The following is a 17,234-nucleotide window of genomic DNA, read 5'->3' on the forward strand; positions in this document are numbered from 1 at the left end:
TCGACGTCGATCATGATGCTTCCGTTTCCCCGCGTCCGTCCCTGAATGTGTCTCACGACCATCCTGGCAACCAACGAATTTGCCGTAGCGGATGGCGAAATTCGTAGCGGATGCAGGCGGGGGCCGGCCGGGACCCTGCGGGTCAGGACTCCTCGTCCACCCGCGTCATCGCCAGGACGTCGAGGCGGCGGTCCAGTTCCTCCTCGCTCAGGCGGTCGCCGACGAGGCCGCGGTCCACGACGGTCTGACGGATCGTCTTCTTCTCCTTCAGCGCCTCCTTGGCGACGGCGGCCGCCTCCTCGTATCCGATCGCGGAGTTGAGGGGAGTGACGATCGACGGCGACGACTCCGCCAGTGTGCGCAGATGTTCGACGTTCGCGACCAGCCCGGCGATGCAGCGATCGGCGAACAGTCGGGAGACGTTGGCGAGCAAACGAATCGACTCGAGGACGTTGCGGGCCATCACCGGGATGTAGACGTTGAGTTCGAACGCCCCGGCCGCGCCGCTCCACGCCACAGTGGTGTCGTTGCCCACCACCTGCGCGGCGACCTGCGTAACCGCTTCGGGAAGAACGGGATTGACCTTGCCCGGCATGATCGAACTACCGGGCTGCAGATCGGGGAGCTGGATCTCGGCCAGACCCGTGAGCGGACCGGACCCCATCCAGCGGATGTCGTTGGCGATCTTCGTCAGCGACACGGCGACGGTGCGCAGCGCCCCGGACACCTCGACCAGAGCGTCACGCGCGGCCTGAGCCTCGAAACTGTTGCGGGCCCCCTGCAACTCGTCGAGCCCCGTGGTCTCGACGAGCACGGCCACGACACGCGCCCCGAAATCCGCCGGTGCGTTGAGGCCCGTGCCCACCGCGGTACCGCCGATCGGCAGTTCGCCGAGGCGGGGGAGGGTCGCGCGGAGACGTTCGATCCCGGCCTCGATCTGGCGGGCGTAACCACCGAACTCCTGGCCCAGGGTCACCGGGACCGCATCCATCAGGTGCGTACGACCCGACTTGACGACCGTGCGCCACTCCTTCGCCTTCTCGGCGAGGGCACCGTGCAGGTGCTCGAGGGCGGGGATCAGATCCTTCACCGTCGCCTCGGTCGCGGCGACATGCGTCGCGGTGGGGAAAGTGTCGTTCGACGACTGCGACATGTTGACGTCGTCGTTGGGGTGGACCGTGACGCCGGCCTTCGCGGCGAGCGACGCGATGACCTCGTTGGTGTTCATGTTCGAGCTCGTGCCCGAACCGGTCTGGAAGACGTCGATCGGGAACTGGTCGTCGTACTCACCCGCGGCGATGGCATCGGCGGCCGCGACGATCGCGTCGGCCTTGTCGGGGTCGAGCAGACCCAGGTCCTTGTTCACCCGGGCGCAGGCGCTCTTGAGCAGACCCAGCGCGCGGATCTGTGCGCGTTCGAGTCCACGGCCCGAGATCGGGAAGTTCTCCACGGCGCGCTGCGTCTGGGCGCGCCACAAGGCGTCGACCGGAACCTGGACCTCGCCCATCGTGTCGCGTTCGATACGGAACTGCTGAGAAGACTGTTCGGTGTCGGTCATGTCCTCCACGTTATGCCGCCGGAACGAACGAGGAGGGGCACTGCACCAGAACTCGGTGCAGTGCCCCTCCTCGGAAGGATCGGTGACGATCAGGGCAGTGATGATCAGGGCAGTGATGATCAGGGCATGGGCGGCGGGGAGCCGGCGACACCGTGGAAGTCGATGGACGAGAACTCGCTGAGCTTCTGCAGGCGGTGGTACGCCTCGATCATGCGGACCGTGCCCGACTTGCTGCGCATCACGATCGACTGCGTCTCCGCGCCCCCGGCGGAGTAGCGGACGCCGCGGAGCAGCTCACCGTCGGTGACGCCGGTCGCGCAGAAGAAGATGTTCTCGCCGGTGACGAGATCGGTGGTGGTGAGGACACGGTCGAGATCGTGTCCGGCGTCGATCGCCTTCTGGCGCTCGGCGTCGTCCTTCGGTGCCAGGCGACCCTGCAGCGCACCACCCATGCAGCGCATCGCGGCCGCGGCGATGATGCCCTCGGGGGTACCGCCGATGCCGAGCAGCATGTCGACACCCGAACCCGGACGTGCAGCGGCAATCGCGCCGGCGACGTCGCCGTCGGAGATCAAACGGATGCGGGCACCCGCCTCGCGCACCTCCCTGATGATCTGCGCGTGGCGCGGACGGTCGAGGATCGTCACGGTCAGGTCGGCGTGCGCGATGTTCTTCGCCTTCGCGACACGGCGGATGTTCTCCGCGATCGGGGCGGTGATGTCGATGACGTCGGCGGCCTCAGGACCGACGGCGATCTTCTCCATGTAGAACACGGCGGACGGATCGAACATCGCGCCCCGCTCGGCCACGGCGAGCACCGCGATCGCGCCGGGAGCGCCCTTCGACATGAGGGTCGTGCCGTCGATCGGGTCGACCGCGACGTCGCACAGCGGACCGTCGCCGTTGCCGACCTCCTCGCCGTTGTACAGCATGGGCGCTTCGTCCTTCTCGCCCTCACCGATCACGACGACACCCTGCATCGACACGGAGCTGACCATGTGCCGCATCGCGTCGACCGCGGCGCCGTCGCCACCTTCCTTGTCGCCGCGTCCGACCCACCGGCCGGCCGCCATCGCCGCGGCCTCGGTGACGCGGACCAGTTCGAGCGCGAGGTTGCGGTCCGGAGCTTCGCGGCGTGGGGTGCTGGCCGTCATGGGCTACTGCCTCCTGGAGACTTTTCGGTCGACGCGGGTTGCGCCGGCAGAGGGAGCGGACGCCGAGGGCGCCCGCACGATCCGTGTGTGTCGCGTGGCTATTGTCTCATCACGGCCGATGGTGTGGGCTGTCGGACCCGCCCGGCCTGAGCCTGCCCGTTTCGTAGCTGTCAGACTGGACGGGTGGCATCCAAGAAACCTCGCATCCTGCAAGACGGTCGAGATATGGCGTGGTCGCTGATCCCGCTGCTCGTGCTGATCCTCTTCATCGCGGCGATCGCCAGCCAGTGCGAGTTCAAGCCCGGCGGACCCACGGCGGGTCCCGTGCCGAGCTTCGACATCGATGCCGGCCTGAAGTACGACGCGGCGGAACTCGGATTCCCGATCCGCCACCCCGAGGTGCCCGAGGACTGGCAGCCCAACTCCGGTAGCCGCAGCATCGTTTCCGGTAACCAGGGCGGCGATTCGAGCACCGTCGGTTTCATCACTCCTGCAGGTCGCTACGTGCGCTTCACCCAATCGGATGCCGGTGAGGACGAACTGGTGCGATTCGTCGCCGGAGGTGCCCGCACCGCCACCGACACCAGGTCCGTCGAGGGCCACGACTGGGTGGTCTACGGCGGCGAGGGCGTCGAAGCGCTCTGGGTGTCGGACTTCGGCGACGTGCGCATCCTGATCGGTGGCTCCGGCGACGAGGCCGAGTTCACGACCCTGGCCACCGCCGCGGGCAGGGCCGAGCCCCTCGAACCCTGATCCGGGTCGGAGCGACCGAGCCCTGATCGTGAGCTCGGTCGAGGTCAGTCCTCGTCCTCGTACTCGTCGTCTTCGTCCTCGTCGTCCGTGAGGGAGAGCGCCTGCTCGACACGTTCGCGGGCGCCGGCGAGATGTTCCTCGCAGCGCTGCGCGAGTGCCTCGCCGCGCTCCCACAGCTGCAACGAGTCGTCGAGGTCGAGTCCGCCCTGCTCGAGCATCTTCACGACGTTGACGAGTTCGTCCCGAGCTCGCTCGTAGCCGAACTCCCGCACATCGGCGTTGGCGTCGTCGGTTCCCGCGTTCGTCACTGTCCTGATCTTCCTTGTCGTTCGTGTCCCATGACGGCGGCGCGGGCCGCGCCGTCCGCCACGCGCACTCGCAGCTGGGTGCCGATGGGCATCTCGTCGAGTGTGCGTACCACTTCGGGAGCGCTGCCCGGCACGATCCGCTGGACCACGGCGTAGCCACGCGCCAGGGTCGCCGCGGGCCCGAGGGTCGCCAACCGTGCCCGCAGGTGTTCGAGCGTCGACGATTGCGACGAGATCAATCGCGTGACGTCGCGTCGTGCCGCGTGCTGCAACCGCTCGATCTCCTCGTTCCGCCGGTCGAGATCGCGGAATGGATCGGCCAGGACGGGACGGTCGCGCAACTGTGCGATCACGTGTTCCTCGCGCCGGACCCAGTTGCGCAGCGCCGCCGCCGACCGTGCTCTCAGTTCGTCGACGAGATCGAGTTCGGCAACCGCATCGGGTACGACGCGCTTCGCGGCGTCGGTCGGGGTCGCGGCCCGCAGGTCGGCGACGTGATCACAGAGCGGACTGTCGGGCTCGTGGCCGATCGCGCTGACCACGGGCGTCGTACACGCGGCGATCGCGCGGCACAGCGCCTCGTCGGAGAAGGGCAGCAGATCCTCGACGCTGCCGCCGCCGCGGGCGAGGACGATCACGTCGACGTCCGGGTCCTTGTCGAGTGCTTCGATGGCGTCGATGAGTTGCGTGACCGCGGTCGGGCCCTGCACCGTCGCGTGGCGGACGTCGAACTGCACGGCCGGCCAGCGACGCTGCGCGACCGACAGCACGTCGCGTTCGGCCGCGCTGCCGCGGCTGGTGACCAGACCGACGCGGCGCGGCAGGAAGGGGAGGGGGCGCTTCAACCGCGGGTCGAACAGTCCCTCGGCCGCGAGCAACGCACGCAGTCGTTCGAGCCGCGCGAGCAGTTCACCGATACCGACGGCCCGGATCTCCGTGACTCGCAGCGCCAGACTGCCGCGGCCGGGCCAGAAGGTCATCTTCCCGAACATGATCACGCGGCTGCCCTCGGTGAGCGGCACCCCCGATTGCTGCAACAACTGGGGTGAACAGGTCACCTGCAGGGACATGTCCACCGACGGGTCGCGCAGGGTCAAAAACGCCGTCCGCGTCCCGGGGCGGGCGTTGAGCTGCGTGATCTGCCCTTCGACCCAGATGGTGCCGAGCTTGTCGATCCACCCGGCGACCTTCTGCGCCACGGTGCGGACGGGCCAGGGCTGCTCCGCGGAGTTCGGGCGTGCCGCGTTCTGTCCGGCCGTCACTTGTTACGCGCGCTCGTGATCCGGTTCGACAGCATCGTCACGAACGGAGTACGCGCGGCGTGAGCATTCTCGTATTCGAGCACCGCTGTGAGCTCGTCCACCGACAGTGCGCGCAGGCGGGCACGCAGTTGGGCGAGGGTCAGCGAGTCGTAGTCGAGGTATTCGACGATCTCGGAACGATCGTCGGAGGCGACCTTCGTGTCCGTGGTCTCGCCGATCTTCGTGACCTCGGCGTCTGCGGACTTCGCGGCGGCCTTCTTCGGAGCAGACTTCTCGGCTGCCGTCTTCTTCGCGGGCCCCTTCGTCGTCGCGGTGCCGGCCTTTACCGGTGCGGCCTGCTCGGCCACGGGTGCGTCGGCTTCGGTGGCCGGCGGGATCGAGTACAGGGCGAACCGGCCGGGAGCGCCGTTCGCGGCGCTGTTCGTCGAGGTCGCGGTCTCGTCCGAAGGGGTCGAGCCGTCGTCGTCGAAGGTCGCCCACTGTGCGGTCTCGGCGGGCTCCGCTCCGAAGATCTCGAAGAACTGGTCGCCCTTGATGGCGAACGAGGTCATGACCTGCTGCACTCGCATCGTCGTCTGCAGGATCTGGCTCACCGTCGTCATCGGCAACGAAACGGCTGTGCTCGGCAGCTTGAGGGTCTCTTCGTACGCGGTGACAGCAACGCCGGCAGCCACCCGTGCCAGGAACGGTGGACGGATCATGCCCCAAGACTGCCCGATGATCGGCGTGATTGGTAGCCGGGGAGCACGTCGGCTGCGAGCTGGAAAGCCACACTCCGACGCGCCCCGTACTCTGGAGGTATGTCTGCGCCTGTTCCTCTCGAAGTCGGGATCACACGGTCCGCCGGTCTCTCCACCTCCGGAAAGCGCGTCCTGCTCGCCGAGCCGCGCGGCTACTGCGCCGGCGTCGACCGTGCCGTCGAGACCGTCGAGAAGGCGCTCGACAAGTACGGTGCGCCGATCTACGTCCGCAAGGAGATCGTGCACAACCGCCACGTCGTCGACACGCTCGCCGACCGCGGCGTGGTGTTCGTCGACGAGACCGACGAGGTGCCCGAGGGTGCCGTGCTCGTGTTCTCGGCGCACGGTGTGTCGCCCGCGGTCCACGAATCGGCCGCTGCCCGGCAGCTGCGCACCATCGACGCGACCTGCCCGCTGGTGACGAAGGTCCACCAGGAGGCCAAGCGCTTCGCCCGCGACGACTTCGACATCCTGCTCATCGGTCACGAGGGCCACGAGGAGGTCGAGGGCACCGCAGGTGAGGCCCCCGACCATGTGCAGCTCGTCGACGGTCCCGACGCCGTCGATTCGGTGACCGTGCGCGATCCGTCGAAGGTCATCTGGCTGTCCCAGACCACCCTGAGCGTCGACGAGACGATGCAGACCGTGCAGCGTCTGCGCCAGAAGTTCCCGCAGCTGCAGGATCCGCCGAGCGACGACATCTGCTACGCCACGCAGAACCGCCAGGTCGCGGTGAAGGCGATGGCGCCCGAGTGCGATCTGGTGATCGTCGTGGGGTCGCGGAACTCGTCGAACTCCGTGCGGCTCGTCGAGGTCGCCCTCGGTGCGGGTGCCCGGGCAGCGCACCTGGTCGACTACGCCAAGGAGATCGATCCGGCCTGGCTCGAGGGTGTCGAGACCGTCGGCATCACCTCCGGCGCGTCGGTCCCCGAGATCCTCGTTCAGGGCGTCGTCCAGTTCCTCGACGAGCGCGGTTTCCACGACGTGCAGTCGGTGACGACCGCCAACGAGACCCTGGTGTTCGCTCTCCCGCGCGAACTGCGCGCGTCGCGTCGCTGAACCGGGTAGTTCCGTAGAGCGAAGACGACCGGTCACCGCCGTGAATCGGCACGTGACCGGTCGTCTTCGTCGTGTGGGTCAGTCCTCGTAGCGGTCGCGGTACCGCACGCGCGGCGGCTCGTAGCCCTGCGTGGGTGCGGGGGAGGGCGCCGGTCGACCGGTGTCCGGCTCGGGTGCGGGACGGCGCCGCGGCTCGCGGACCTCCGGCTGCACCGGGTCCGCAGGTCGGGGAGCGCGGGTACGCCGGGGAGCGGGCTGCTCGGCGGTCGGGGATTCGGGACGGACGCGGCGACGGGATCGGGTGTCGGCGACCTCCCGGACCGACGCCTTCGCGGCCGGCGTCCCGCGGCCCGAAGCGGTGCGACGTGCATCCGCAGGGGTGGCCGTCGCCGGTCGCCCCCGGCCCGCACGCCTGGTCGGCCGGGCGTTCGCAGCGCGTGTCGGCCGGTCGCCCGCGGCGCGAGCGGGGCGGTCCTTCGCGGTTCCGGTCTTCGCTGCCCGCGGCTTCGCCCGCTCTCGCGGCGCACGGGCACGTACTCCCGTGTTCTGTCGGGTCACGAAGATCCGGAAACCGCCGATGGCCAGTGCCAGGAGTGTCGCCACCAGCATCGCCGGGAAGCGGTTCACCAGCGGATAGGCGACGTTGAGCGCGAGATCCTTCAATCCGCCGGTGCTGGCGGAGGAGACGATCTCCTGGCCGATCGGCACCGCGAGGAGCAGCAGCAGAGGCGGCTGGGCCATGGCCGTGAACAGTCCGCGATAGCGCACCGCCACCACGGCCGCGACGCAGCCGAGCACGTAGAAGACAGTGAACGCAGAGGTCAGCTCGTTCCCGCGTGCGCTGTCGAGCAGCGCCCCGAGAAGCGTCGTTCCGGCTGCGATCGCCACGGCACCCCACCAGGGCACACCGGGCACCGTAGGCACCAACGACCGCATGTCGAGCGGCACCGCCGAACGTGCACGTTGGGTTGCAGACACAACGTAGACATTAGCGTGGCGATGTCAGCTCGCTTCGTCGACAGGACCGTCCGCCACTGCTCTTTCTGCCAGAGTGCTGCGTCGCGGCCAAGCGTCGACACGCTGCACCTCGGGCACCTCACCGTCGAATATTTCCAGGTCGTGGAGTTTGCGGGCCGTCACGCCCACCCGGGTGTCCATCGACGAGACCGTCATGTTGAACGAATCGACGGCCTTGCCGAGCTGGTTGCCGAGCCGATCGAGGTGGGAACCGACCACACCGAGCCGTTGGTACAGTTCACGGCCCAATCGGTGGATGGTCGCGGCGTCGCGGGAGAGCGCCTCCTGCCGCCAGGTGTGTGCGATCGTGCGCAGCAACGCGACGAGCGTGGTCGGTGTGGCGAGGATGACGTTCCGGGCGAAAGCGTGCTCGAGCAGATCGGGATCGGCGCCGAGCGCGGCATCGAGGAACGGATCGCCGGGGACGAACAACACGACGAACTCGGGCGTCGGGTCGAACGACTCCCAGTAGGCCTTCGCCGCCAGTTGGTCGATGTGGGTGCGCAGTTGGCGTGCGTGGCGCGTGAGGTGCCGGTCGCGCTCGTCGGGCTCCTCGGCCTCGGCGGCATCCAGATAGGCGGCGAAGGGCACCTTCGCGTCGACGACGATCTGTTTGCCACCGGCGAGGTAGACGAGCAGGTCGGGGCGCACCCCGTCCTTGCTCACCTGGGTGTCGAAGTCGCAGTGCCGGACCATCCCGGCGAGCTCGACGACGCGTTCGAGCTGGATCTCGCCCCATCGTCCGCGGATCTGCGGCGCGCGCAGCGCGGTGACCAGCTGCTGGGTCCGCGTGGACAGCAGCTGCGACGCGCGGTGCATGCCCTCGACCTGCTCGCTCAGCCCGGCGTAGGCGTGCACGCGGTTGCGTTCGACGTGTTCGACCTGCCGGGCCAGCGCTCCGACGGCCTCGTTCAACGGGCCGACGAGCCGCGAGACCTGGTCGCCGATGGCACCGGACTGCCGGCGCGCGGCATCCTCGCTCACCGCTGCCAGCGACTGACGCAGCTGCTCCTCGTTGTCCCGCAGGGCTGCCAGCTGCGCCTCGGCACGGGCTGCGCGTTCGCCGTCGCGGGTGGCCCGCAACAGCCAGCCGAGCACCACCCCGAGACCGAGCGCGACGAGCAGGCCGAGTGCCGTGAGTGCTGTCATGTGGCGGATGATGCCTCATCGATGCGACATCCACCCGACATCCGGGGATGTCGGTCCTCTCCTCTACCGTCTGTCCCATGCGGATCCTGCACACCTCCGACTGGCACATCGGCCGCACCTTCCACGGTGTCGACCTGCTCGCCGACCAGGCGCGTGCGCTGCGGGCCATCGCCGATCTGGTGGCCGAACGCCGGATCGACGTGGTGGTCGTGCCGGGCGACGTGTACGACCGGTCGATCCCGAGTTCCGACGCGGTCGCCGTGTGCAACGCCGGCCTCGAGGCCATCCGTGAGGCAGGGGCGATCATCGTCGCCACCTCCGGCAACCACGACTCGCCGGTCCGGCTCGGTGCCGGCGCTGCCTTCGCCGCGCACGGGGGTCTGCACCTGATCACCCGCGTATCTCAGATCGACAGCCCTGTCGTCCTGCACGACGAGCACGGCCCGGTCCGCTTCTACGGCATCCCGTATCTCGAACCCGAGATCACCCGCGCCGAGCTCGGCGTGCCCGAGGCCCGTTCGCACCAGCAGATCCTCGACGCGGCGATGGAACGCGTGCGCGCCGATGTCGCGGATCGGCACGGCCGCACGGTCGTCCTGGCGCACGCCTTCGTCGTCGGTGGCGAGCCCAGCGACTCCGAGCGGTCCATCTCCGTCGGCGGGGTCGAGACGGTCGCCGCGTCGTCGTTCGACGGTGTCGACTACGTCGCGCTCGGTCACCTGCATTCCCCGCAGACGGTGAGCGAGACGGTCCGGTACTCGGGATCGCCGTTGCCGTACTCCTTCGGCGAGCGCTCGCACCGCAAGGCGGTCTTCGTCGTCGACCTCGACGCCTCGGGTGCGGCGTCCGTCGAGCGGGTCGATCTCCCGGTGATCCGCGAATTGACTCGTCTCGAAGGCGAACTGGACGATCTGCTCGCCGATCCGGCGCATGCCGCCGTCGAGGAGCACTACGTCTCCGCGGTGCTGACCGACGCGATCCGCCCGCTCGACGCCATGCGTCGCCTGCAGGAGCGGTTCCCGTACGCCGTGCACGTCGAATGGCAGCGACCGGCCGGGTCCACGGAGGGCAGCTACCGCGACAAGGTGCGCGGGCGCAGTGATCGCGACATCGCCGCGTCGTTCCTCACCGATGTGCGTTCCGAGCCGTCCGAACGCGAGCGCGGCTGGATCGACGAAGCGTTGAGGGAGGTCGACCGTCGTCGTGGCATCGGCGACGAGACCGACACGCAGTGGCGGACGGACGTGCCGGCATGAGACTGCACCACCTCGAGATCACGGCCTTCGGTCCGTTCGCCGACACCGTCGAGATCGACTTCGACGAGCTCGGCGCCGATGGGTTGTTCCTACTGCACGGGCAGACGGGCGCGGGCAAGACGTCGATCCTCGACGCGGTCGCGTTCGCGCTCTACGGCACCGTCCCCGGTGCTCGCTCCGAGGGGCGCCGGTTGCTGTCCGACCACGCACGGGTGGGTGCTGTGCCGACGGTCCGGCTCGAGGCGACCATCGCGGGTCGCCGTCTGGCCATCGAACGCAGCCCCGAGTTCGAACGCCCGAAGAAGCGCGGCACCGGCACGATCAAGCAGCAGGCCAAGGCGAATCTCACCTGGCTCGACGGGTCGGGGGAGAACCTGTCCCGCGCCCAGGAGATCGGCGACGTCGTCAAGTCGTTGCTCGGGATGAGCGCCGAACAGTTCTTCCAGGTGGTGCTCCTTCCGCAGGGCGACTTCGCCCGGTTCCTGCGTGCGAACAGCGAGGAGCGCGGCAGGCTGCTCGAGCGTCTGTTCGACACCACCCGTTTCGGCGACGTCGAGCAGTGGTTCCGCGATCGGCGCGGTGCCGGAACGAAACTGCTTGCCGAGCAACAGAAGAAGGTCGAAGTGCTCGCGGCGAAGGTGGCCGCGTCGGCCGGGATCGAGGCGGGAGCCGACGCCGATCCGGTGGAATGGGCGGGCCGCCTGCTCGCCGAGGCCGCCGAGAGTCGCGACGACGCCGCCGCAGCGCTTGCACGAGTCCGCGCCGTCGACGAGGTCAACCGGCGCAGGCTCGACGAGACCGTCGCTCTCGCCGACCGACTCCGCCGCCGCCGCGACGCCCTGAACATCCTTGCCGAACTCGAGCAGACGCAGACGCAGCGCGTCGCCGTGACAGCCGAACGCGACGCCGCGCATCGCGCGGTGAGCGTCGCGGTCGTCGATCGGGAGGCCGCCCGCCTCGCGCGCGAGGCCGATGCCGCCGTGGCGCGCGCCGAGACGGCCGCCGCGCCGCTCCGCAACGACGACGAAGGACGCGATCTCCTCCAGGCTGTCGGGCCGATGTCGTCCGCCGCCGACCGCGACATCATCCGACCTCGATGCGAGGAATGGTCCTCGGAGGCAGCGCGACTCGACGTCCTACTCGATCGCCGTCGTCGTCTCACCGAGCTCGAGAACGAACGCGAGAAGTTCGCCGGACGTCGCCGTGCCCTCACCGACGAGCGTCGGCAGGTGATCGACGAGCGCGCCGCGCTGCCCGAACGATCGACCGCCGCTGCTGATGCGGTCGCCGAGGCCGAACGCGCAGCCGCGATGCTCCTCGGCCTGTCCACCGCACGCGACCGTGCCGCCGACGCGCTCGACGCCGCCACCGAACTCGCTTCGCGCCGAAACGAACTCGAACGGCTCGAAGCCCGGGTACTGCAACTGCACTCCGAACACAACCACGCACGCGACGCGCACCTCGACGTCCGGCAGCGCCGGATCGACGGAATGGCAGCCGAACTCGCCGCGCGTCTCACCGACGGCGAACCGTGCGTGGTCTGCGGTTCCACCGAACATCCCGAGCCTGCCCGCCCGGCTCCCGACACTGCGACGAAGGCCGACGAGGAACGCGCCCACGCCGCCGAGCAACGCGCCGCCACCGCGCTGAGCGAAGCACGCGAGGCCGTCACCGAACTCTCCGGGATCGTCGCCGTCCTCCGGCAGCGTTGCGGCGACGCCGAACTCGCCGAACTCACCACCGCCCACGCCGAGGCGGTCCGCGTCCACAACGAGGCCGCCACCGTCGCCGGTCGGCTCGACCATCTGCGCGCGACGGTCGAGGACCTGCGCAAACTCGACACGGTGCTGGCCGAACAGGAGAAGCGGCTCGACGCCGAACTGTCCGAACTCGCCCGCGAGGACGCGGTCCGCGCGGCCGAGATCACGGAGATCCGCGAGCGCATCGTCGAGGCCGTCGGCGACCGCGACCTGCTCGCCCCGCGACGGAGGACGGTCGCGGCACTGTCCGCCGCCGCCACCGCGCTGCTCGACGCCCGCACCGCCGCCCTGCAGGCGCGCACGGCCGCCGACGAACGCGCCGCCGACGCCCGCACCGCAGCCGCGGAGGCGGGCTTCACCGACCTCGACAGCGCCCGCGCAGCTGTCCGGACACCCGAGCGGCTCGCCGAGATCGACCGCGTCCTGCGCGCCGCCGACGACGAACGCGCGGTGGCTACCTCCACGCTGAACGACCCGGCGATCGCGGCCCTCACCGGCGACGAGGTCGCTGACGTGACGGCCGCGCGCGCAGCGGTGGACGACGGTGCCGCGGTGGTCGAGGCCGCCCTGAGCGCGGCCACCGAGGCCGAGCGCCGGCACCTCGACATCGAGAACTACTCCCGGCGACTCGAGCGTGCCTGCGCCGAACTCGTCCCGCTGCTCGACGAACACGCCGAACTCTCCGCGCTCGCCGACGTCGTCGCTGGAATGGGGTCGAACGCCAAGAAGATGTCGTTGCGCTCGTACGTGCTCGCGGCGCGACTCGAGGAGGTCGCCGACGCCGCCTCCGAACGCCTGCGCAGGATGTCCGGCGGTCGCTACGAGTTCGTGCACTCCGACGCGGCCGAAAGCAGGGGGCGTCGCGGCGGTCTCGGTCTCGACATCCACGACGAGTACACCGGCGCCGTGCGATCGACGAAGACACTGTCGGGCGGCGAGTCCTTCCAGGCGTCCCTCGCCCTTGCCCTCGGCCTCGCCGACGTCGTCGCCGCCGAGGCCGGCGGGCTCGTGCTCGACACGATGTTCATCGACGAAGGGTTCGGTTCACTCGACGCCGACGCCCTCGAAGCGGTCATGGGGGTGCTCGACGAACTGCGCGCGGGAGGCCGTGTGGTGGGCGTGGTCAGTCACGTCGACGAGATGCGGCAGCGGATCCCGAGCAGGCTGCACGTCATCCGTGGCCGCTCGGGATCCACCGTCCGCGTCGCGAGCTGACCGCCCCTCAGTCCTCGGAGGCGGCCGGTGCCGGAGAGGCCGGCTTCGGATCGGGCACGGAGGTGTCGCCCGGAGCTGGGAGTGCCTTCGTCTCGTCGTCGTCGCCATCACTGGCGCGTTCGTCGATCTGTTCGCCGATGTAGCGGATGACCACCGCGGCCACCGCCGCGACCGGCACCGCCAGGAACGCACCGATGATCCCGAACAGCGACGATCCGGCCGTCACCGCGAGCAGCACCACGGCTGCGTGCAGGTTCATCGACCGCGACTGCAGCACCGGCTGCAGCACGTTCCCCTCGATCTGCTGCACGGCGATGATGAGGACCAGCACGATGATCGCGGTTGTGAAACCGTTGGCGACGAGTGCGACCAGCACTGCCAGCGCACCGGCGACGAACGCACCGACGATGGGAATGAATCCGCCGATGAAGGTCAGGATCGCCAGGACGGGTGCGAGCGGGACTCCGAGGATCAGCAGGCCGATACCGATGAAGAGGGCGTCGATGAAGCTCACCAGGGCCTGCGTGCGGATGAACCCGCCCAGCGTGTCCCACATGCGGCCGAGTACCGCTTCGAGGTGACGTCCGGCGCGGCCGCCGCTCACACGGTGTAGCCACGGCACGAAGCGCGGGCCGTCCTTGATGAAGAAGAAGGTCAGCACGAGGACGAGAGCGAGCGTGACGAGCAGCGAGCCCGCCGTGCTCACACCGGAGAAGACACCACCCGCGATGGTGGCGGCACTGCCCTGCACCCGCTCGACCACCGCGTGGACGGCGTTGTCGAGTTGTTCGTCGCGCAGGTTGATCGGGGGTCCCTTCACCCATTCCTGCACGGTGTTGATGCCTTCGGTGGCCTTGTTGGCCAGGTCGGGCATCTGGGAGACCACCGACGGGACGATGCCGGCGATGATGCCGCCGACGATCGCGAAGAACATCACGAGGGTCAGGCCGGCCGCAGCAGCCGGAGGAACGCCGCGTTTGGTCATGAAGCGGGTGGGCGGCCACAGGATCGTGGAGACGACGATCGCGAGGGCGACCGGCAGCACGATCACCCACATCTTCTCGATGATCCAGCCGATCACCACCGCACCAGCGGCGATGACGACCAGGCAGGCCGACCACTTGGCGAGCCAGATTCCGCCCGTGCCCAGCAGGCTCCCGCGGTCGGGTTCAGCCGACGGCTTCCCACTGCTGTTTGCGCTGGGCGCGGTCTTCGATTCGGTCAACGACGGTCCTTCCGACATGTATCGAGCTCGATACCGATCGACAGTCGCCAATCTACGGTCACCGAGCGCCGCGCGTGGTCCGGACGACACGCCGGAAACGGCGCTGAAGGGTCCCCTGCCGTGGCATTCTCGAAACGTGACGAACCGAACGAGCACGACCCGACTCCTGCGTGTGTCCGCTGCGACTGTGGCGATCGCCGCCGCCTTCGCGCTCACCGCGTGCAGCTCCGACGACACTCCCAGCGACGAGGACGTGCGCTCCTCGGCGGATGTCGCGGTCACGAGCGTTCAGGAGCAGGCAGAGGGCGCCATCTCGTCGGTGCAGAGCGTCGCGTCCAGCGCGGCCGAGCGGGCCGGCGACATTTTCGACAAGGCGAAGCTCGATGTCTTCGTCGCGGCCTTCCGCACCGGTTACCCGCAGCTGTCGGCCGACCGGGAGACGCAGGACATCGAGTCCATCGTCACCGAGACCTGCCCTCTCATCGACGAGGGTGCGTCCGACCAGGAAGTGAACGCGAAGGTTCAGGAAGTCGCGGCCAACGGATCGACCGTGCCCGACGAGGACCAGGCAGCGCGCATCGCGCAACTGGTGCGGGTGGCGTGCGGGTGAAATGAGCGGCGGACGGCCGCGTAGAATACCGATTCCGTGAGCCTTACCCTCGGAATCGTCGGTCTTCCCAACGTCGGCAAGTCGACGCTGTTCAATGCGCTGACCAAGAACGATGTGCTGGCAGCGAACTATCCGTTCGCCACCATCGAGCCCAATGTCGGCGTCGTCGAACTGCCCGATCCGCGACTGAACCGGCTCGCCGAGATCTTCGGTTCCGAGCGCATCCTCCCGGCCACGGTGTCGTTCGTCGACATCGCCGGCATCGTCAAGGGGGCCTCCGCCGGTGAGGGCATGGGCAACAAGTTCCTCGCCAACATCCGTGAGGCGGACGCCATCTGTCAGGTCGTGCGCGTGTTCGACGATCCCGACGTGGTCCACGTCGAGGGCAAGGTCGACCCGATGGCCGACATCGAGGTCATCGCGACCGAGCTGATCCTCGCCGACCTGGAGACGATCGAGCGGGCGCTGCCGCGGCTCGAGAAGGAGTCCCGGAAGAACAAGGAACTCGTCGCCCAGCTGGAGGAGACGAAGAAGGCGCAGGCGATCCTCGAGGACGGCCGCACCATCTTCTCCGCCCAAGCCGAGGTGAAGGGCGAGCTGCTGCGCGAGCTGCACCTGCTCACCGCCAAGCCGTTCCTGTACGTCTTCAACGCCGACGAAGCCGTCCTCACCAACGAGGAGCGCAAGGAAGAGTTGCGTCAGGCGGTCGCCCCGGCCGACGCGGTCTTCCTCGACGCCAAGGTCGAGTCCGAGCTCCTCGAGCTCGACGAGGACGAGGCGATGGAGCTGCTCGAATCCATCGGCCAGACCGAGGCCGGTCTGAAGCAGCTCGCGCGCGCCGGTTTCCACACGCTCGGCCTGCAGACCTACCTGACGGCGGGTCCGAAGGAATCGCGTGCCTGGACCATCCGCAAGGGTGACACCGCCCCCAAGGCGGCCGGCGTGATCCACACCGACTTCGAGCGCGGCTTCATCAAGGCCGAGATCGTCTCGTTCGCCGACCTCGACGCGGCCGGTTCGATGGCCGAGGCGAAGGCCAAGGGCAAGGTCCGCATGGAGGGCAAGGACTACGTCATGGCCGACGGCGACGTGGTGGAGTTCCGCTTCAACGTCTAGAGGGGCTACGTCGCCCCAGGTGGGCGGCGTGAGCTCTCGGCAGACGTGCTGGTGAGAGCACGTTTTGCGTTGCTTTGTAGGCACTTCGTGGTCGGGTTACGTTAGCCCCGAAACGGGGCTAAGAAGGGGTTAGTCGTCGGGCGATGTAGACGGCGTGTTGTGCCCTGCCGCGTCGCTGAAGGGGGCGTTGGCGCCAGATGCTTGGTCTCTGGTTGTAGAGAGAGCGTCCAGCCACTCCATGAGTGCGTCAGTCCCTTCCCGTTCCTTCGCCCGGTACTCGCGTTGCTCAGCGGGATTCCCGGCGTACACCCATAGGCCTTCTCGTTCACTTCGAAAGCCGTCTATTGTCCGCGAGAGCTTCTTCGCGGAGCGATTGAGTTCTTTTAGTTGCTTGTCCAGATTCGTGGCCACATGATGAATCGACTTAACTGTGATTCGTGTCGCGTGGTCCATCGCGTCCCAGTCGAGAATTGAGCGGGTCGCGAACTTGCGGCCCCTGCTGTCTCGAAAGGTCACCGATGCCTCGGACTGGGACTGCACCACCTCTCCAGTCGCGCGTTTATGCTCGGCTCGACGCCAAGCTGAGTCCCACACCGTTCGCCACTCTTGTCCTGGCGCCAGGAATGGAATGGTCCTCGGGAATTTAAGGAGTTCCACGCGTTGACCGGTCGACTGGTCGGTATAAGGAGTAACGGCAAGGTCCGGCTCGAAGGACATCTCCACGTCGTATGCCGGTGTGCTGCCGTAGTTGCGAACAACTAGTTCTAACACCTGCCAGTGGGTTTCGTTTGTCTGAGCGAAAACGACGACGTTGGGTTGAGCCTGCTCATCGCGGGTCTTGCGTGCTTCCGAGACCTGTCCAAGGGCGAAAGCGGCGGCGACTATCGCCACCACAACAGTTGCCCAAGTGCCTATAGCAGCCCAATTTTCAGATGTGAGCCCCCATGCGCCGTGCCATACGCCCGCGAACCATTCGCCTACGCCTCTAAGGATTTGCACTGCCGGATAATCTCACGCCACTTGCACAAAGTCAGCCGAACTTGGCCGAGTCC

General features: G+C 68.4%; 15 protein-coding genes. 6 read left to right on the plus strand and 9 right to left on the minus strand.

The annotated features are described in order from the left end of the window. Window positions 1-142: 142 nt before the first annotated feature. Both ACQR3U_RS22715 and glpX read right to left on the minus strand, forming a co-directional pair. Window positions 143-1,558, minus strand: coding sequence for a class II fumarate hydratase (locus ACQR3U_RS22715; RefSeq protein ID WP_230811528.1), 1,416 nt, complete (start codon window positions 1,556-1,558; stop codon window positions 143-145). Window positions 1,559-1,677: 119 nt separating this feature from the next. Continuing rightward, entirely contained in the window at window positions 1,678-2,712 is a 1,035-nt protein-coding gene (glpX, locus tag ACQR3U_RS22720; RefSeq protein ID WP_006553904.1) for a class II fructose-bisphosphatase, read from the minus strand. Between the two features lie 183 nt (window positions 2,713-2,895). Here glpX and ACQR3U_RS22725 point away from each other — a divergent pair, with 183 nt between their 5' ends. Beyond that, window positions 2,896-3,465 (plus strand): DUF4245 domain-containing protein, encoded by a 570-nt coding sequence (locus ACQR3U_RS22725; protein ID WP_024103281.1) that lies wholly within the window; start codon window positions 2,896-2,898, stop codon window positions 3,463-3,465. A gap of 44 nt (window positions 3,466-3,509) precedes the next feature. Here the strand turns inward: ACQR3U_RS22725 and ACQR3U_RS22730 are convergent, their stop codons facing one another. The 3 genes from ACQR3U_RS22730 to ACQR3U_RS22740 are packed head-to-tail and all read right to left on the minus strand — an operon-like array spanning window position 3,510 to window position 5,736. Beyond that, entirely contained in the window at window positions 3,510-3,773 is a 264-nt protein-coding gene (locus ACQR3U_RS22730) for an exodeoxyribonuclease VII small subunit (protein WP_006553906.1), read from the minus strand. Then, entirely contained in the window at window positions 3,770-5,035 is a 1,266-nt protein-coding gene (xseA, locus tag ACQR3U_RS22735; protein WP_230811527.1) for an exodeoxyribonuclease VII large subunit, read from the minus strand. Before xseA ends, ACQR3U_RS22730 begins: the two co-directional genes overlap by 4 nt. Beyond that, window positions 5,032-5,736: a lipid droplet-associated protein gene (locus ACQR3U_RS22740; protein WP_006553908.1), complete on the minus strand. Its 705-nt coding sequence runs from the start codon at window positions 5,734-5,736 to the stop codon at window positions 5,032-5,034. The genes xseA and ACQR3U_RS22740 overlap by 4 nt, the downstream gene beginning before the upstream one ends. 99 nt (window positions 5,737-5,835) lie before the next feature. On the opposite strand from ACQR3U_RS22740, the gene ACQR3U_RS22745 reads away from it, so the two are divergent. Continuing rightward, window positions 5,836-6,834 carry a 4-hydroxy-3-methylbut-2-enyl diphosphate reductase gene (locus ACQR3U_RS22745; RefSeq protein ID WP_006553909.1) on the plus strand — a complete coding sequence of 333 codons (999 nt, stop codon included), beginning with the start codon at window positions 5,836-5,838 and terminating at the stop codon, window positions 6,832-6,834. Window positions 6,835-6,912: 78 nt separating this feature from the next. Here ACQR3U_RS22745 and ACQR3U_RS22750 read toward each other — a convergent pair whose 3' ends face one another. Both ACQR3U_RS22750 and ACQR3U_RS22755 read right to left on the minus strand, forming a co-directional pair. After that, window positions 6,913-7,812 carry a DUF6542 domain-containing protein gene (locus ACQR3U_RS22750; protein WP_230811526.1) on the minus strand — a complete coding sequence of 300 codons (900 nt, stop codon included), beginning with the start codon at window positions 7,810-7,812 and terminating at the stop codon, window positions 6,913-6,915. Window positions 7,813-7,836: 24 nt separating this feature from the next. Then, the gene (locus ACQR3U_RS22755) at window positions 7,837-9,000 is read right to left on the minus strand and encodes a DNA recombination protein RmuC (protein ID WP_006553911.1); all 1,164 of its coding nucleotides are present in this window, start codon (window positions 8,998-9,000) and stop codon (window positions 7,837-7,839) included. Between the two features lie 77 nt (window positions 9,001-9,077). On the opposite strand from ACQR3U_RS22755, the gene ACQR3U_RS22760 reads away from it, so the two are divergent. After that, the gene (locus ACQR3U_RS22760; RefSeq protein ID WP_006553912.1) at window positions 9,078-10,256 is read left to right on the plus strand and encodes an exonuclease SbcCD subunit D; all 1,179 of its coding nucleotides are present in this window, start codon (window positions 9,078-9,080) and stop codon (window positions 10,254-10,256) included. Continuing rightward, window positions 10,253-13,231, plus strand: coding sequence for an AAA family ATPase (locus ACQR3U_RS22765; RefSeq protein ID WP_230811525.1), 2,979 nt, complete (start codon window positions 10,253-10,255; stop codon window positions 13,229-13,231). The genes ACQR3U_RS22760 and ACQR3U_RS22765 overlap by 4 nt, the downstream gene beginning before the upstream one ends. 7 nt (window positions 13,232-13,238) lie before the next feature. Here the strand turns inward: ACQR3U_RS22765 and ACQR3U_RS22770 are convergent, their stop codons facing one another. Next, window positions 13,239-14,456 (minus strand): AI-2E family transporter, encoded by a 1,218-nt coding sequence (locus ACQR3U_RS22770; RefSeq protein ID WP_064060531.1) that lies wholly within the window; start codon window positions 14,454-14,456, stop codon window positions 13,239-13,241. Between the two features lie 172 nt (window positions 14,457-14,628). Between ACQR3U_RS22770 and ACQR3U_RS22775 the strand changes: the two genes are divergently transcribed. Together ACQR3U_RS22775 and ychF are read left to right on the plus strand one after the other, a co-directional pair. Then, window positions 14,629-15,066 carry a hypothetical protein gene (locus tag ACQR3U_RS22775; RefSeq protein ID WP_006550691.1) on the plus strand — a complete coding sequence of 146 codons (438 nt, stop codon included), beginning with the start codon at window positions 14,629-14,631 and terminating at the stop codon, window positions 15,064-15,066. 36 nt (window positions 15,067-15,102) lie between these two features. Next, window positions 15,103-16,182, plus strand: coding sequence for a redox-regulated ATPase YchF (ychF, locus tag ACQR3U_RS22780; RefSeq protein ID WP_230811524.1), 1,080 nt, complete (start codon window positions 15,103-15,105; stop codon window positions 16,180-16,182). A gap of 129 nt (window positions 16,183-16,311) precedes the next feature. Here the strand turns inward: ychF and ACQR3U_RS22785 are convergent, their stop codons facing one another. Then, on the minus strand, window positions 16,312-17,073 hold the full coding sequence (locus tag ACQR3U_RS22785; RefSeq protein ID WP_317752551.1) for a hypothetical protein: 762 nt from the start codon (window positions 17,071-17,073) through the stop codon (window positions 16,312-16,314). Between the last annotated feature and the right edge of the window lie 161 nt (window positions 17,074-17,234).

Source organism: Rhodococcus sp. IEGM1339, from assembly GCF_050321925.1.
Taxonomy (GTDB): Bacteria; Actinomycetota; Actinomycetes; order Mycobacteriales; family Mycobacteriaceae; genus Rhodococcus; species Rhodococcus pyridinivorans.

Excerpts from the sequence above, each read along its gene's own strand:
- glpX (WP_006553904.1), bottom strand. The coding sequence starts at position 2,712 with ATGACGGCCAGCACCCCACGCCGCGAAGCTCCGGACCGCAACCTCGCG.
- ACQR3U_RS22745 (WP_006553909.1), top strand. The coding sequence starts at position 5,836 with ATGTCTGCGCCTGTTCCTCTCGAAGTCGGGATCACACGGTCCGCCGGT.
- ACQR3U_RS22760 (WP_006553912.1), top strand. The coding sequence starts at position 9,078 with ATGCGGATCCTGCACACCTCCGACTGGCACATCGGCCGCACCTTCCAC.
- ACQR3U_RS22715 (WP_230811528.1), bottom strand. The coding sequence starts at position 1,558 with ATGACCGACACCGAACAGTCTTCTCAGCAGTTCCGTATCGAACGCGAC.
- ACQR3U_RS22765 (WP_230811525.1), top strand. The coding sequence starts at position 10,253 with ATGAGACTGCACCACCTCGAGATCACGGCCTTCGGTCCGTTCGCCGAC.
- ACQR3U_RS22755 (WP_006553911.1), bottom strand. The coding sequence starts at position 9,000 with ATGACAGCACTCACGGCACTCGGCCTGCTCGTCGCGCTCGGTCTCGGG.
- ACQR3U_RS22740 (WP_006553908.1), bottom strand. The coding sequence starts at position 5,736 with ATGATCCGTCCACCGTTCCTGGCACGGGTGGCTGCCGGCGTTGCTGTC.